Source organism: Paraburkholderia sp. J7, assembly GCF_905220155.1.
GTDB lineage: Bacteria > Pseudomonadota > Gammaproteobacteria > Burkholderiales > Burkholderiaceae > Paraburkholderia.
This window is the reverse complement of the sequence record NZ_CAJMYZ010000018.1, coordinates 114,700-130,431: the sequence shown is the minus strand read 5'-3', so window position 1 is coordinate 130,431 and position 15,732 is coordinate 114,700. Positions and strand designations below refer to the sequence as shown.

13 protein-coding genes are annotated in these 15,732 nt (G+C 60.3%); 12 read left to right on the top strand and 1 reads right to left on the bottom strand.

The window, feature by feature from the left end; genetic code table 11:
• The first annotated feature begins 34 nt into the window (after positions 1-34).
• Complete coding sequence (locus U5A58_RS27130) at positions 35-928, top strand: phosphate ABC transporter substrate-binding protein (protein ID WP_321963696.1); 894 nt, start codon at positions 35-37, stop codon at positions 926-928.
• Positions 929-986: 58 nt separating this feature from the next.
• On the top strand, positions 987-2,252 hold the full coding sequence (locus U5A58_RS27125; protein WP_321963754.1) for an MFS transporter: 1,266 nt from the start codon (positions 987-989) through the stop codon (positions 2,250-2,252).
• 256 nt (positions 2,253-2,508) lie between these two features.
• Here the strand turns inward: U5A58_RS27125 and U5A58_RS27120 are convergent, their stop codons facing one another.
• The gene (locus U5A58_RS27120) at positions 2,509-4,113 is read right to left on the bottom strand and encodes a methyl-accepting chemotaxis protein (protein ID WP_321963695.1); all 1,605 of its coding nucleotides are present in this window, start codon (positions 4,111-4,113) and stop codon (positions 2,509-2,511) included.
• A 765-nt stretch (positions 4,114-4,878) separates the two neighbouring features.
• Here U5A58_RS27120 and U5A58_RS27115 point away from each other — a divergent pair.
• From U5A58_RS27115 to U5A58_RS27070, 10 genes are all read left to right on the top strand, one after another.
• Positions 4,879-5,853, top strand: coding sequence for a tripartite tricarboxylate transporter substrate binding protein (locus U5A58_RS27115; protein WP_321963694.1), 975 nt, complete (start codon positions 4,879-4,881; stop codon positions 5,851-5,853).
• Positions 5,854-5,987: 134 nt separating this feature from the next.
• The gene (locus U5A58_RS27110; protein WP_321963693.1) at positions 5,988-6,974 is read left to right on the top strand and encodes an ABC transporter substrate-binding protein; all 987 of its coding nucleotides are present in this window, start codon (positions 5,988-5,990) and stop codon (positions 6,972-6,974) included.
• A gap of 46 nt (positions 6,975-7,020) precedes the next feature.
• Positions 7,021-8,028, top strand: coding sequence for an amidohydrolase family protein (locus U5A58_RS27105; RefSeq protein ID WP_321963692.1), 1,008 nt, complete (start codon positions 7,021-7,023; stop codon positions 8,026-8,028).
• Between the two features lie 168 nt (positions 8,029-8,196).
• Positions 8,197-9,207, top strand: coding sequence for a porin (locus tag U5A58_RS27100; protein WP_321963691.1), 1,011 nt, complete (start codon positions 8,197-8,199; stop codon positions 9,205-9,207).
• A 35-nt stretch (positions 9,208-9,242) separates the two neighbouring features.
• Positions 9,243-10,229, top strand: coding sequence for an aldo/keto reductase (locus U5A58_RS27095; protein ID WP_321963690.1), 987 nt, complete (start codon positions 9,243-9,245; stop codon positions 10,227-10,229).
• A gap of 86 nt (positions 10,230-10,315) precedes the next feature.
• Entirely contained in the window at positions 10,316-10,801 is a 486-nt protein-coding gene (locus U5A58_RS27090; protein ID WP_321963689.1) for a tripartite tricarboxylate transporter TctB family protein, read from the top strand.
• A 3-nt stretch (positions 10,802-10,804) separates the two neighbouring features.
• Positions 10,805-12,403, top strand: a complete 1,599-nt coding sequence (locus U5A58_RS27085; RefSeq protein WP_321963688.1) for a tripartite tricarboxylate transporter permease — start codon at positions 10,805-10,807, stop codon at positions 12,401-12,403.
• A 39-nt stretch (positions 12,404-12,442) separates the two neighbouring features.
• The gene (locus tag U5A58_RS27080; protein ID WP_321963687.1) at positions 12,443-13,423 is read left to right on the top strand and encodes a LysR substrate-binding domain-containing protein; all 981 of its coding nucleotides are present in this window, start codon (positions 12,443-12,445) and stop codon (positions 13,421-13,423) included.
• Positions 13,424-13,973: 550 nt separating this feature from the next.
• Entirely contained in the window at positions 13,974-14,825 is an 852-nt protein-coding gene (locus U5A58_RS27075) for an amidohydrolase family protein (RefSeq protein ID WP_321963686.1), read from the top strand.
• Between the two features lie 11 nt (positions 14,826-14,836).
• Complete coding sequence (locus U5A58_RS27070; RefSeq protein WP_321963685.1) at positions 14,837-15,730, top strand: phosphate ABC transporter substrate-binding protein; 894 nt, start codon at positions 14,837-14,839, stop codon at positions 15,728-15,730.
• Positions 15,731-15,732 lie beyond the last annotated feature (2 nt).

Genomic DNA, 15,732 nt, shown 5'->3' with positions numbered 1-15,732 from the left:
GATTCACACGATACAAGCATCAGGAGAGCCATTCATGACAACGACGCTGAGAGGCGTGCCGACCTTGCGCACCAATCTGGCCGAATACGCGGTAACGAAGGCGATGCGCGATGGGCGCGTAGCATCGGATCTCGTGACGCTGGACTTCTGCGGGCCGACGCCGGCGCACAATGGCTTCAAAGCGATGGTGCGCGAGGACAAGTTCGACGCCGGCGAACTCGCCATCGTCACGTTCCTGCAGGCCAAGGCCTACGGCAAGCCGTACGTGCTGCTGCCGGCGCCGATTTCCGGACGCTTCCAGCACCACTGCGCCGGCTACAACATCGACTTCGGCCACCTCGATCCCAAGGATATCGAAGGCAAGAAGGTGGGCGTTCGCACCTACACGCAAACGACCGCATTGTGGATTCGCGGTATTCTGCGTCACGAATGCGGCGTCGACCTCGACAAGGTGACGTGGATGACGCTGGGCGACGGGCATCTGGCCGAATACAGCGATCCGCAAAATTGCCAGCGCCTGCCGGCAGGTTCGTCGATTCCGGAAATGATGCTCAAGGGCGAGCTTGCCGCCGCGCTGCTTGGCGAAGACATGCCGAAGGACGACCGCGTGCGCACCCTGGTGCCGCACGCGCACGCGGCCGCCAAGGACTGGTTCTCGCGCACGGGTGTCGTGCCGATCAACCACATGTTCGCGGTGCACGAGGATCTGTCGGTAGCGCGGCCGGACATTGTCCGTGAGCTGTACCGCATGATCGTGGAAAGCCGCTCGCTTGCTGAAGGCGTGCCGGCGATCTTTCCGCCGATCGGGCTGGAGGCGAACCGCAAGGGTCTGCAACTGGCGATCGATTGGGCGCTCGATCAGAAGATCATTGCGCGCCGTCTGTCTGTCGACGAGTTGTTCGACGATGTGACGGGCAGCCTTGGCTAAAGCGTCGAACGTTTGGGTCGAGTGAAGCAGGGCAGTCAACGGAGACGATCAGGTGGACATCACAGTACACAAAGCAGCACGCCAGGAAAATCGCTGGGGCATTCTCTTGCTGCTCGCGCTTGGGTTGATGATTTCCTTCGTAGACCGAACCAGCATGTCGGCGGCGCTCGCCGACCGCCAATTCGTGCACGAGTTCGCGCTGACGCACGTTGAGCGCGGCTGGCTCGGCTCCGCCATGTTCTGGTCCTACGGGCTGCTGCAGATGCCCATGGGCTGGGTAGTGGACCGCTATGGCGTGAAATGGCCGTACACGGTCTGCTTCCTGCTGTGGTGCCTCGCCGCCGCGGCGACAGGCATCGTGACCACGCTGTCCGCGCTGATCCTCGTGCGTCTGCTGATCGGCGTGGCCGAGGCCGTGGTGGTGCCCGCCACCTACCGCTATCTTGCCAATAACTTCGACGAGGCGCACAAGGGCACGGCGCTCGGCATTTACTCGATTGGCGGCAAGATGGGCCCCGCGCTCGGCGCGCCGATTGCGGCGTGGCTGATCGCCATCAGTTCGTGGAAGACCATGTTCGTCGTGACCGGGCTTGCCGGCCTGGTGTGGCTGCTGCCGTGGCAGGTGATGCTCAACAATGATTTTCCGTCCAGGGCCGAGCTTGCAGTGGCCAAGCGCCGGGCGGCCTCGGTTCCGCTTGGCAATCTGTTGTCGAGTCCGGTGGTGTGGGGCGGCTTGATCACCAACTTCTGCTACAGCTATTTCGTGTTTTATTGCATGACGTGGATGCCGGCGTATCTGGTCGAACAACGCGGGCTCTCACTGCAGCAGTCGGGACTTTACACCTTCTTTAGTTTTGCTGGCATCGCCATTGTGGCCGCGCTGGCGGGCTGGGCGGCGGACCGGTTGATCGCGCGCGGTCATGATGCGGTCGTGGTGCGTAAGTCGTTTATCGTGGCTGGCTTTATCAGCGGCACGACCGTTTTATTGGGCGCTTATGCGCCCTCGCCGCAAATGGCATTGTTCTGGAACATCGTCTCCCTTTCGCTTCTGGGCCTCGTTACCGCGAACAATCTTGCGCTCGTCAAGCTCACCTTGATCCCCAGGCAGGCGGTGGGTTTGAACACGGGCTTGCAGCAGGTGGCCACCAGTCTTGCAGGTGGCGTTTCGGCCAGTCTCTCGGGCTGGTTGCTGCATGTCGGGCGCAGTTACACGCTGCCCATGTTGGCCATTTTCGTATTCCTCCTTCTAGGGGCCACGAGCACCGTGGTGTTGCTCCAGCGGAAATGGGCGCCGAAAGTCAACGAGGGTGTGCGCGAAGCGTAGCAGGCGGATGCGGCGCACTATCAGAGCGATTCGTGAGGCCCGGAATTGCGCAGCATCTGCATTTCATTTGACTTGCTTGCGTCATGTTTTGCGTCATGTTTGGCGGCGCCGTCGCACTCTTTGCGCGGCCAGCCACCGACGATGAGTACCGTACTGACTTCCCCAGTTGAAGAGAATATGAGCGGTGTTATGGATTGAACCGGTTGTTCGCCAAGGCGGCGCGCTATGTGACGCCGTTCAAGCTTTCCGTGCGGTTTCACGCCAACGCGAACGGCGCCAACCGCGCAGGCGCGCGTGCCAGTTCCGTGCACGCTTCATCGGCCTCCTGGTCTGTCGTGAAGCCGTTCACGATTTCGCGCAACTTGCTCGCCTGGTCTTCCAGCGACATGGCGGCAGCCGCGGCTTGCTCGACTAGCGCGGCGTTCTGTTGAGTGACGCTGTCCATCTGCGCAATCGCTTGATTCACCTGCTCGATGCCGCGACTTTGCTCCTGCGAAGCCGCGGCAATTTCGCCGACGACGTCATAAACGCGCTGGATGGTTAGACTTATCTGCTCCATCGTATTGCCGTTACGAACGACCAGTTCGCTACCCATTTGCACACGCTCGACCGACGTGCCAATCAGGTCCTTGATTTCCTTTGCCGCCGTGCTCGAACGTTGCGCCAGCGAGCGGACCTCCGACGCCACGACAGCGAATCCGCGGCCGTTTTCGCCGGCGCGCGCGGCTTCCACCGCGGCATTCAAGGCAAGGATATTGGTCTGAAATGCAATGCTCTCGATCATGCTGGTGATATCGTTAATCTTGACCGCGCTATCGCTAATGCCGCTCATGGTCTCGATCACTTGTGCCACTAACCGGCTGCCGGCCAACGTCACGTCACGCGCGGTGGACGCCATCTGTCGCGCCTCGTGCGCGCTGTCACCATTGTGCTTGACGGTAGCGGTCAATTCTTCCATGCTCGCCGCGGTTTCCTCCAGCGAAGCGGCTTGTTCTTCAGTGCGTGCTGACAGGTCCTGGTTGCCCGCCGCGAGTTCGCCGCTGGCCAATGCGATGGCCTCGCTGCCCAGGCGCAGGCCGCGAACGGTCTGGCGCAAGCGCTCTCGCATGTCCGCGATGCCGCGTAGCAATTGGCCCATCTCGTCGTGCGATTTGACCTCGACGGCGCGCGTCAGATTGCCCTGTGCAATGTGCTCGAAGTGAGCGAGCGCCTCCGCGAGCGGCTGAGAGATGGCGCGACGCAAACTCAAAAAACTGCCGACGGCAGTTGCCAACCCTAACGCCAGCGAAGCCATGGCAACGACACGCAACACGGCATACCAGTGCTGCTGGGTTTCGAATGCTTCCTGGGCTTCCTTCACCTGCAACTCGCGCAAACTGGCGCTGCTGCTGTGATATTTGCCGTATAGGGTGTTGTTTTCCAGCGCAGCTCTCATAATGCGAGCGCTATCCTTGGCCATCAGAGCTTGCGCAAACTCGTCGAGGCCCTGGTCCATTGCCGTGCGCTGAACCATCAACTCGCGCGCGAGTTCGGATTCGCGTGCGGAGTGCGGCAACTTCATGTACCCATTGAGGGCCTTGCGAGCCATGGCGCGAAAGTTTTTCTCGTGCTCGACAGTCTGCCGGATGTTGTCATCCGAAGAGACGTCGCTGGCGCCTCGCAGCAGTGCCGTGCGCTCACGCTGCAGGCTGAGTTCGGCGTCGCCAATGAAATTGGCACTCGGTAGTTTGTTGGTGTAAGTATCGAGATTGCCGTCGTTACTGTAGGTCATGCCGGCAATGCCAATGATCCCGACAGTGAGCAGCAACGCGGATAACAAACCCATGGTCGCTGCCAATCGCGATTTTATGGAAAGACCCATCACGGTGTTCCTTTAAGGCTGGTTCTGAAAACCCAACTGTTTCGAACGGGCCAGGCGTGGCCGACCGTTCAAAACGTGCCTCGAATGGATATTCGTCGTCGTTTCCCGGTGGGTGAAGCGTATCGACGATAGCGGACTTGCCGTGTCTCCAGACGTCAAGCTTTTTGCAGGTTGTGCGCTAGCTTACGTGCGCCGCAAGCTAGCGCCCTAATATGAATTGCACCACCGGACATAAATTTTGACTAAGTTAAGGGTTTTCACATGATGGTTTTCGAGGCGAACGCTGAATGGCGTGCGCCAGTCGATCCGTTCACGTGGCAGCCAGCGTCTTTAGCACGCAACGCGAAGTTCACGGCGTTTCCCGATCAGTACTTTACCTGGCGCGCCGCCGTTTCCCTCAGTGCGCCGGATGCCTGATGCGCGCCTGCACAAATTCCGCAAGCGCTTGCTGGACGGCGCAAAGGGGCTGAATGCATTGCACGCGTAACGACATCAGAGTTTACCGAACGGTTAACTCGGCGCGGTTTTTATTCAATGGACGCTGCAGAGTCCCGATGAGAGGATGTTTCCACGGAAAGCAGTCCTGCAACGGGATAGCGCCGCGAAACTTCATCGGCAATATGAGGTTATCCGTGCGCAATCCCCTTCCGGCGACGTTTAATACGTTGCGTAAAAGGAAGCGGGATCGTGCTGCCGTGCCGGTACTTCAGGTGAAAAACAAAAGTGCGGGTCCGAGACGGCCGCACCCACAGATCAGGAGACGACATGCCTCGCGAGATAGCGCGCTATCTGCGGCTGTGTACTGCCGTGCTGTGCATTTCTTCATCACTCAACGCGTTTGCCGACGACTACCCAAGCCGCACGGTCACGATTGTCGTGCCCTACGGACCCGGCGGCGCGGGCGATCTCACCGCCCGCGTCTTCGCGCAGAAAATGACGCAGCTCACGAAAGCGAACGTCATCATCCTCAATCGCCCCGGCGCGGGCTTCGTCAACTCGGCAACACTGGTCGCGCATGGCAAGCCCGACGGCTACACAGCGTTTCTGCTCGGCAACGGAACCGCAGTCGCCACGCAGCTATTCAAAAGCCTGCCGTACAAGATGAGCGATTTCAAGCACGTGTCGACGATCTCTACCTTCGATCTCGTGCTGCTCGTCAACGCAAATTCGCCCTACAAGTCGGTTGCAGAGTTGATTGCCTACGCAAAAGCGCACCCCGGCAAGATGAATATCGGCACGATCGCCACCGGCAGCACGCAGAATCTTGCTGCGGACTTATTCAAGTCGATGGCGGGCATCGACGCCCAGGTCGTTCCCTACGACTCGACGAGTCAGGTTGTCACGGCCCTGCGTGGGGGTGAAGTCGAGGCTGCATTCGAAATCATGCCATCGGTGATTGGACAGATTACCGCGAAGGCGCTGGTTCCGCTCGCCGTGACGAGCAGCAAACGCTTCTCTGGCCTGCCGGATGTGCCGACGCTCAATGAAGCGGGCTTGAAGGGTTACGAAGCGACCTCATGGAATGGCCTGAGCCTGCCCGGCAATACGCCAGACGCTGTTGTCAATGCGCTGGCCAAGGACGTGGCCACCGCGGTTTCGTCGCCCGACGTGAGGAAGAAACTGCTCGATCTCGGCGCAGAAGCGCAGGCGAGCACGCCTGCGGAAATGACCGCCCGCGTCCAGTCCGACGAGGCGAAGTGGAAGGGCGTCATCGAGAAGGCAGGCATTCCCCGTCAATGAACGCCTGAAAGATGCTGGTCCGCCGAAAACGAACCGGCCAAAAATGATAGTACTCCGTATTACTTCGAGCGAAATCGACGCAGTGTGCCGCGAATCGGCATACCGCATTACTCATTCCTGATAGAGGAACAAACATGCCCAACGGAACGACCGAAAAATTACCGCTAAAGATAGCGATCGCCACATATGGACACACGGCAGCGCTGAAAGACGGTCGCGCGCCGATCGAAGGTGTCGCGCCCGAATTCGTCGAAATCAATCCGATCATCGCTGCGTTTCGCCGCATGGTGCGGGACGTCGAATTCGACGTGTGCGAAATGGCGCCCGCAACCTACATGATCGCGCGTGCAGCGGGTGCGCCGTTCAAGGCGTTGCCGGTGTTCGTATTTCGTCGCTTTCATCATGGCGGCTTCGTGTATCGGAGCGATGCGGGCATTGGCAACCCCAAGGATATCGAAGGCAAAAAGGCAGGCGTGCGCGCGTACTCGGTCTCGACCGGTATCTGGACACGCGGCATCTTGCAGAACGACTGCGATGTCGATATTTCGAAAGTGACGTGGGTGGTGGACGACGAGGAGCACGTGACGTCGCTGCGTTTGCCGTCGAACGTCGTGCATGCGCCGCCCGGACAGTCGCTCGTCGGCATGATGGCCGAGGGTGCCTTGCAGGCCGCCTTCACGGGACCCGCGGGCATCGGCCGTTCAGGTGCGCCCAAAGCAGGCTGGGACGCGGCGGAGCCGGCACCGGACTATCGCGAGATGTTCCCGGACACTGTGGCCACGGAAAAGGACTGGTACCGGCGCACCGGCATTTATCCGACGCACGGTTTGATCGTCGTGAAGGATGCGTTGCTCGCAGCGCACCCGTGGCTAGCCAAGTCGCTCTTCGACGGGTTCGTCAAAGCCAAGGCGCTGTACCTCGACCAGCTCGATCAGGGCATCGTCGAAACGGATATCGACCACCACTACCAGGCGATGGCGGAAATAGTGGGGGACCCGTTGCCGCTTGGTATCGCGCCGAACCGGCCGGCGATCGAGGCGCTGATCAAGTACTCATATCAGCAGGGTCTATTGCCCAGGCATTACAGCGTCGACGAGTTGTTCGTCGATCCGCAAGCCTGATCCAGGCACCTGCATTCAGCGGCTCCAACCAGAAGGACAGACTGGCATGATCATCGATTGTCACGGGCACTACACGACGGCGCCCCATCAACTGGACGACTTTCGCAAGCACCAGATTGGCTGTTTGTGCGGCCAGCACCCTGAGCCCGCGAAAGGCGACCTCAAGATCAGCGACGACGAGATTCGCGAGAGCCTCGAAAACGCGCAACTGAAAATCCAACGCGAGCGCGGCACGGATCGTACGATCTTTTCGCCGCGCGCCGTCGGCATGGGCCATCACATCGGCAATGAAACGACGAGCCGCCATTGGACAGAGCATTGCAACGAGCTGATTCATCGCGTGTGTGAGTTGTATCCGGAGAACTTTGTCGGCGTATGCCAGTTGCCTCAAAGTCCCGGCGTGAAGCCCGACACCTGTATTGCGGAACTCGTGCGCTGTGTCGAGGAGTTCGGATTCATCGGCTGCAATCTCAATCCCGACCCCTCGGGTGGCCACTGGTCAGATCCGCCTCTTTTCGACCGCTGGTGGTATCCGTTGTTCGAAAAGATGGTGGAACTCGATGTGCCTGCCATGATTCACGTGAGCGGCTCGTGCAATCCGCATTTCCACGCAACAGCTACGCACTATATCAACGGCGATACGACAGCATTCGTCCAGTTCCTCACGTCGAACATCTTCAAGGACTTTCCAACGCTGCGCTTCGTGATCCCCCATGGCGGCGGCGCGGTGCCCTATCACTGGGGCCGCTATCGCGGCATTGCGCAGGACATGGGACTTCCCCCCTTGAAAGAGTTGCTGCTCGAGAACGTCTACTTCGATACCTGCGTGTATCACCAGCCAGGCATCGACCTCCTCACGAAGGTCATTCCGGCGGACAACATCCTCTTTGCATCCGAGATGGTGGGTGCGGTACGCGGCATCGATCCGGAGACCGGCCATTACTTCGACGACACGCGCCGCTATATCGACCAGGTTCCGTGGCTCTCAGGCGAGGACAAGGAAAAGATTTTTAGCGGCAATGCGCACAAGGTGTACAGCAGGATGAAGGTGTAGCGAAACCGTCATGGCTGGCAGCCATGCATGGCGCGCAGCGGATGCACGATGGGTGGTCTTTCGCCCGCAAGCTCGCGCTTACAACGAAAAGAACGATCTCGGAGACAAACGATGCAGAGCGCGACGACGAGTACGGAGCAAGCCGATATACCGGCCGGGAGGCCAAAAATGCGCAGGATTGCGCTCCTTGCGGCCCTCGCGCCGCTTGCGGGTGCAGCCCACGCGCAAACGAGCGTCACGCTCGCGGGTGCGATCGATGGTGGCATTCGCTATACGAATTCGAAAGCCGGCTCCGCATTCTCGATGAATTCCAATGGCCTCTTCACGTCAAACCGCCTCGACTTCGTCGGCAGGGAAGACCTGGGCGGCGGCTATGACGTGCACTTCCAGCTGGAAAGCGGCTTCAACCTTGGCAACGGCGCGCTGGACAATACCTCGGGAGTGCTGTTCAACCGGGGCGCGTATTTCGGCATGAGCGGTTGGTTCGGTACGGTGAATCTCGGGCGTCAGTACACCGTCGCGCACGACATCATCTACGACTACGATCCGTTTAACTTCTCGTATCCGTCGATCACGCCGGTCACGCCCGCCACGGACGGCTTCCGTTTCAATAACGATGTGAAATACATCGGCAGTTACGGACCGGTGAACTTCCGTGCGGAAAACTCGTTTGGCGGTGTAGCGGGTGACTTCAACGCGGGGTCGGCACGCGGGGTGGGCATGCAGTACAAATCGGGCTGGCTGAATGTCGGCGGAGTGTACGAATATCGCACCGTCCAGGTGAACAACGTCTATCAACCCGACAACTTTGTCGCATTCGGTGCGGAGTTGGTGTTCGGCTCGCTACGTTTTGCAGGCGGCTATATGAACGAAAACCAGAACTCGGCTGAACCGGCTGCCGATGTCCGCACACTGAACTATTGGGGTGGCGTGACGTACGACGTGAATCCGTTCATGCGCCTGGGCGGCGCTTATTACATTACCGATCTGCCGAATTCCGGCGGCAAACGCAGTCAAGGCATTGTGAGCGTGACGTATTCGCTGTCGAAGCGAACGCGGCTGTACGCCGAAGCGGACTACACGAAATTTTCGGGCAGCTACATCACGAACAAGACGCTCAATCCGAACAACATCCCCCATCAATCGGCATTTTCAGTGGGTATCAATCACTTGTTCTGACCTTCTATTGCGGTACCGATCAGGAGCGTGAACGTATGAAGTACGTCAATTTCGGCAACAGCGGTTTGCAGGTGTCGCGTTTGTGTCTTGGGTGCATGAGCTTCGGCGATCCGCAGTCCGGCACGCATGAGTGGACGCTCGATGAGTCACGAGCGCGGCCCATCTTTCAGGCCGCCCTGGAAGCGGGCGTCAACTTCTTCGATACGGCCAACAGCTATTCGGCGGGTACCAGCGAAGCGATGCTCGGCAGGATGCTGCGCGACTACGCCCGACGCGATGAAGTGGTGATCGCGACAAAAGTATATTGGCCGATGCGAAAGGACGCGAACGGACGCGGTCTTTCGCGCAAGGCGATCATGACCGAAGTCGACGCGAGCCTGCGTCGTCTCGGTACCGATTACATCGACCTCTACCAGATGCACCGCTGGGACAATGCGACACCGATCGAGGAAACGCTCGAAGTGCTCCATGACGTCGTAAAGGCGGGCAAGGTTCGCTACCTTGGGGCGTCGTCGATGCATGCGTGGCAGTTCAGCAAAATACTTTACCTGGCGCGCTTGAATGGCTGGTCGCGTTTCGTTTCGATGCAGAACCACCTGAATTTGCTGTATCGCGAGGAAGAGCGCGAAATGCTTGGCCTCTGCAGGGACCAGGGCATTGCGGTCATGCCGTGGAGCCCGCTTGCGCGCGGCAAGCTCACGCGGCCGTGGCACTCGGAGGCCACGATACGGGAGCGCACGGACGCGTTCTCGAAGAAGATCTATTCCGCCACCGAGGAGCAGGATCGCAAGGTAGTCGAGGCGCTCGGCGCGGTGGCGGACGCACGCGGCTTGCCCTATGCGCAAATCGCGCTCGCGTGGCTGCTGCACAAACAGGGCGTGACGTCGCCCATCATCGGCGCGACAAAACTTCAGCATTTACAGGACGCGATCGCCGCGCTCGACATCGAACTGTCGGGTGACGAAATCGCGGCATTGCAGGCGCCGTACGTACCCCACGAGGTAAGCGGATTCGGATCGTGAAAGCGGCAGATTCGGTATCCAACGTCAATGTGCTTCGGCGAGAACACATGGCGCAGGAAAAGCGCTCGCGGGAAGGAGACATCGAGATGAGCACGACGAGTGAGCGTCGTTGGTTTGGCGTCCGCGCACGCGAGTATTACGGCGGTGCGCTGATGATGCTGATAGGCCTTGGCGCGGTCGTTCAAGGGACGAGCTATCAAATCGGCTCGCTTACCGCGATGGGCTCGGGCTTTTTCCCGGTCGCGCTTGGTGTGATTCTCGTGCTGCTCGGCGTCTGGATCGCGGGCACGGCGCACCGGGTATCAGCCGAAGAGGAAGCGAAGGAGAGGCGTTCGCCGCTGGAATGGCGCGGTTGGGTCTGCATACTGGGGAGCGTGGTCGCATTTGTCGTGCTCGGCAAATATGGAGGACTGCTGCCCGCTACGTTCGCCGTTGTGTTCATCTCGGCGCTTGGCGACCGGCAAAACTCGTGGATCAGTGCGCTGCTGCTCGCCGTTGCGATGACTTGCGTGTGCGTGGTGGTGTTCTGGTGGGCATTGCAGGTGCAGTTTCCATTATTCACGTGGGGGTGAGCCATGATTGGGCAGTCGCTTGCTGCTTTGTGGCAAGGTTTTGGCGTGGCCTTCGAGCCGCACAATTTCATCTGGTCGTTCGTGGGCGTGCTGATCGGCAACCTGATCGGCGTGTTGCCGGGCATGGGCCCGCTTTCGGCTATTTCCATCCTGCTGCCGCTCACGTATTCGATGCATGCGGTGCCGGCCATCCTGATGCTCGCGGGCATCTTCTACGGTTCGCAGTACGGTGGCGCAATCGGCGCGATTTTGCTCAATCTGCCGTGCCATCCGCCGCACGCTGTGACTTGCGTGGATGGCTATCCGCTCACCCGCATGGGAAAAGGCGGCACCGCGCTCGGTATCACGATGGTGGCCTCGTTCGCGGCGGCATCGTTCGGCATTGTCGTGATGGTGTTTGCGTCGCCCCTGCTCGTGAGCGTCGCGTTCAAGTTCGGGCCGCCCGAGCTTTTTTCGATCATGCTGCTAGGGCTGATCGCGGGTGGCACGATGTCGAGCGGGTCGCGCGTGAAAGGCATTGCGATGACGGTGGTCGGCCTGCTGCTCGGCGTGGTCGGCGCGGATTCGACTTCGGGTACGGTGCGCTTCACGTTCGGATTCACCGAACTGGCCGACGGAATCCAGCTGGTCGCGCTGGCACTGGGCTTGTTCGGCGTGGCGGAGTTCCTGCGCAACGTGAACCGCATGCAGGTGGTGGGCACCGGCATGAAGCTGCGCCTGCGCGACATGCGGCCAAGTAAGGCCGAACTGCGCCAGGCGTTTTGGCCCATCGTGCGCGGCACCGGCGTCGGCACGCTATTCGGCGCCATGCCGGGCACCGGGCCGACCATCACCACGTTCATCGCCTATGCGCTCGAAAAGAGGATCTCGAAGCAGCCTGAGCGTTTCGGTCATGGCGCCATAGAAGGCGTGGCGAGTCCGGAGGCGTCGTCGCATGCGAAGACGCAGATCGATTTCATCCCGACGATGAGCCTCGGCATTCCTGGCGATCCTGTGATGGCGCTGTTGCTCGGTGCACTGCTGATTCAGGGCATTCAGCCTGGCCCGCAACTGCTGGGCGACCACCCGGATATCTTCTGGGGCTTGATTGCGAGTTTCTGGATCGGCAACGTGCTGCTGGTGCTGCTCAACGTTCCGCTGATCCATGTCTGGGTGCGCGTGCTTCGCGTGCCGTATCGCTTTCTTTTTCCCGCCGCACTGTTCTTCATCGCGGTCGGTGTGTACAGCACCAACAACATGTTGTTCGAAGTCGGCGAGGTGCTCGTGTTCGGGCTGATGGGCGCCGTGTTCGTCGCGCTGAAGTTTCCCATCGCGCCGATCATGCTCGGCTACGTGCTGGGGCCCATGGTCGAGCAAAACTTCCGCCGCGCGCTGCTGCTTTCGCACGGCAGTCTCGGCATCTTCGTCGAGCAACCGATTAGTGCGGCTTTCTTGCTCGTTTCGTTCCTGTTGCTGTGTTTGCAGGCGTGGTTCGCGCTGCGAGGCCGCTCGGCTGGCAGGCCTCGCACCGTTGCATTGCCGCGCCCGCCAAAGATGGCGGAATCGCAGGGTGGTGAGCGGGACGCCTATTGCGCGGCGCCGGCCGGACGCCACGAAAAATAGCGAGCACGCGGTTCGGCCCGAATCGGCCCCGGAGGGACAATGAGCCAACTGGACTGGTATTTGACGGTCAACCTGAAGGCGCGGCATTTGCGTCTTCTGGTCGCCGTCGACGATTTTCGTAATTTGCGGCAGGTCGCGTCCAACTCGTATATCACCGTCCCCGCGGTGTCGAAGGCGCTGGGCGAAATTGAAAGTGCGCTCGGTGTGAAGTTGTTCGAGCGCACCGTCAACGGGCTCAGGGCGACTGCGTATGGCGAATGCGTCGTGCGCCAGGCGCGCACCGTGCTGAGTCATCTCAGTCAGACCGCCGAGGAAATCAAGGCGCTGCAAACCGGCAGCGCGGGCAAGGTCCATGTCGGCGCGCTGCCCACGCTGATCTCGACGATCATGCCCAAAGCGCTCGCGTTACTCAAACGCGATTCACCGCACACCAATGTTTCCATTTCCGAGGGGCGCATGGTCTCGCTCCTGCAGGACTTGCGCCGCGGTGACCTCGACATGATCGTCGGCCGCCTGCCGAACCGCGCCGACACGGTTGGCTTGCAGGAGAAGGCGCTGCTCGACGCGCCGCTGAAGCTCGTGACCGGCCCGCACCACCCGCTCGTGAAGAGAAAGAAGGTCGAATGGCGCGATCTCGACGGCTTTCCGTGGATCCTGCCGCCGCCCGGTTCACTGCTGCGCGAGCCGATCGAGAATACGCTCGCGCGTCACGGACTATCGATACCGCGCAATTACATCGAAACACTTTCGACGCACCTGATACGCGCTTATATCCAGATCAACGACGCAATTGCGTTGCACACGGCGGACATGCTGTATTCGTACGAGGACGTGAGCCCGATCCACGTGTTGCCCCTCGACCTGAGGGTTGTTACGCGGCCGCTTGGCGTCGTGTGGCGTGCCGACAAGTCACTTGCGCCAGGCGCGAGCCTGCTGCTGCGCTGCCTCGAGGAGGTCTGCCCGGCCTTGCCTTCCAGCGGCGACCTCGACGCTGAGCTGCTAACGGGAAAAGACGAATGATTCATGTATTCGCCGTTAAAAATAATTTGGAATGCGAAGTCATGATTTGCCACGTTATCCGGAATCGTCTTCGAATCGGGCGGATCATTAACTCGCTGGTTAACGCGTCAGAGCGTTATTTCAATAGACGAGCGTGCTTATCGGCAGGATGATGAAGATACGCAAATCCTCCGAGTCGTACAGGATCGGGATCGTTGATATTAGCCTGTCGCGCGCGATGCGCGACAGGTGAGGCCGGCAGGAACAAGAACAGGAGACACAGCATGCAGACCAGGATCAGGAAGCTGCTGCATTGGGCGGCGGCCCATTGCCGAACGGTAATTGAAGCAGGCTTGACTTGCTTGGAACATATCCCGGAACACATCGTTGTATTGAACGATATCTATGGCGTCGTAGACCTGGGACAGGTCCGGCGCTAAGGCTTCGCCTCGCGCGCGGCGCACGCTTCTTTCATCCGATAGCCGTCTCTCCAATTCCTCGAGAACGAACTCGCTGTGTTCATGCGGGAATGGTGCGCGCTGTCATTTCGAAACTGTCCAGGAGACACACTATGCCGACCAGAATCATCGATATTCATCCACACGTCATCTCGACCGACGAAAAGCGATACCCGCGTAATCCACTGGGCGGGAAACAATCGGTCTGGTCCAGAGAGCGCCCGGTGTCGTACGGGCAACTGCTCGCGGCGATGGACGACGCGGGCGTCGCGAAAGCCGCCATCGTGCATTCGTCGACCTGCTATGGCTTCGACAATTCATATTGCGCCGACGCAGTCGCCGCCCATCCGGACCGCTTCACAGGTGTGTGCTCGGTCGACATGCTAGCGCCGGATGCGGCCGAGAAAATTCGCTACTGGGTCGGGCGCGGAATGACGGGGCTGCGCCTTTTCACGGCGGGCAGCACGATGGAAGGACAGGGCGACTGGCTTGCCGATCCGAGTTCGTTTGCGGGTTGGGAGTGCGCAGCAGAACTGAATATGCCGGTATGCGTGCAAGCGCGCATTGCGGGAATTCCGCAGCTGAACGTGCTAATTGAGCGCTTCCCCACGGTTCGTATCATCGTCGACCACCTGATGAGCCCGAATCTCGAAGGAGGCGTGCCGTATCCGGATGCCGAACCGCTCTTCGATCTTGCGAAGCACAAGAACGTCTATCTGAAACTGAGCAGCGTGATCATTCGTCTTGCGCGCGCCGGCAAGGCCACGCCCGAATCGTTCTTCCCGCGCGTCGTGGAGGCGTTCGGTGCGAACCGCATTGCGTGGGGATCGAATTTTCCGGCATCGCCCGGTTCGCTGAAAGAGATTGTGACCGACAACCTGCAGGCAGTGGAATGGCTGCCGGAGGAAGACAAGGAATGGATCTTCAACCGCACTGCAGCGGAACTCTACCCGGTCCTCGCATAAAGGAGCCCCCAGTGAACGCCAGGCAACCGATTCCCCTGCACATGCTGCTCGGCACGTATCCGGGCACCGAGGCGCTGATCACAGGCGCGGTCAAGTCGGAACTCGTCACGTTGGACTTCGCGAAGGTGGCGCGCGCGAACAACGGCTTCAAGCGTGTCGTGCGCGACATGGAATTCGACGTGGCCGAGCTCGCAATCGTCACGTTCCTGATGGCGAAAGCGCGCGGCAAGCCGCTCGTGCTGCTGCCGGCCGTCATGATCGGCCGCTTCCAGCATCCGTACATCGTCTACAACGCCGCGCGCGGCGAGCTTTCCCCCCATGAGCTCAATGGCAAGCGCATCGGCCTGCGCTCGTATTCGGTGACAACCGCCACGTGGGTGCGCGGCATTTTGCAGAACGACTTCGGCCTCGATCTGGCGAGCGTGCAGTGGACTACGTTCGAAGAGCCGCACGTGAAGGAGTTCGTCGATCCGCCGAATGTCAGCCGCGCCGCCGAGGGCAAGGACCTGATTCAAATGCTGCTCGACGGCGAGATCGACGCGGCGATCGTCGGCGACGGCGCCAAGGCCGATCCGCGCATCAAGACGCTGTTCCCCGATCCCGCCGCGCAAGCACACGCCTGGCAGGCGCGCAACAACGCTATCCAGATCAACCACATGATCGTGGCGAAGCAGTCGCTGGTCGATACGCATCCCGATGCCGTGCGCGAGGTGTTCCGTCTGCTGGAGGAAAGCCGCCGCGCGGCCGCGGCGAAGGGCGGCAAGGCCGAACCCGCGTTCGGGCTCGAGGCGAACCGACGCAACATCGAGGTGGCAATCGACTACTGCGTGGATCAGAAACTGATCGACCGGCGTTTGACCGTTGACGAACTGTTCGACGATACGACGCGTGTTTTGGGAGCGTGAGC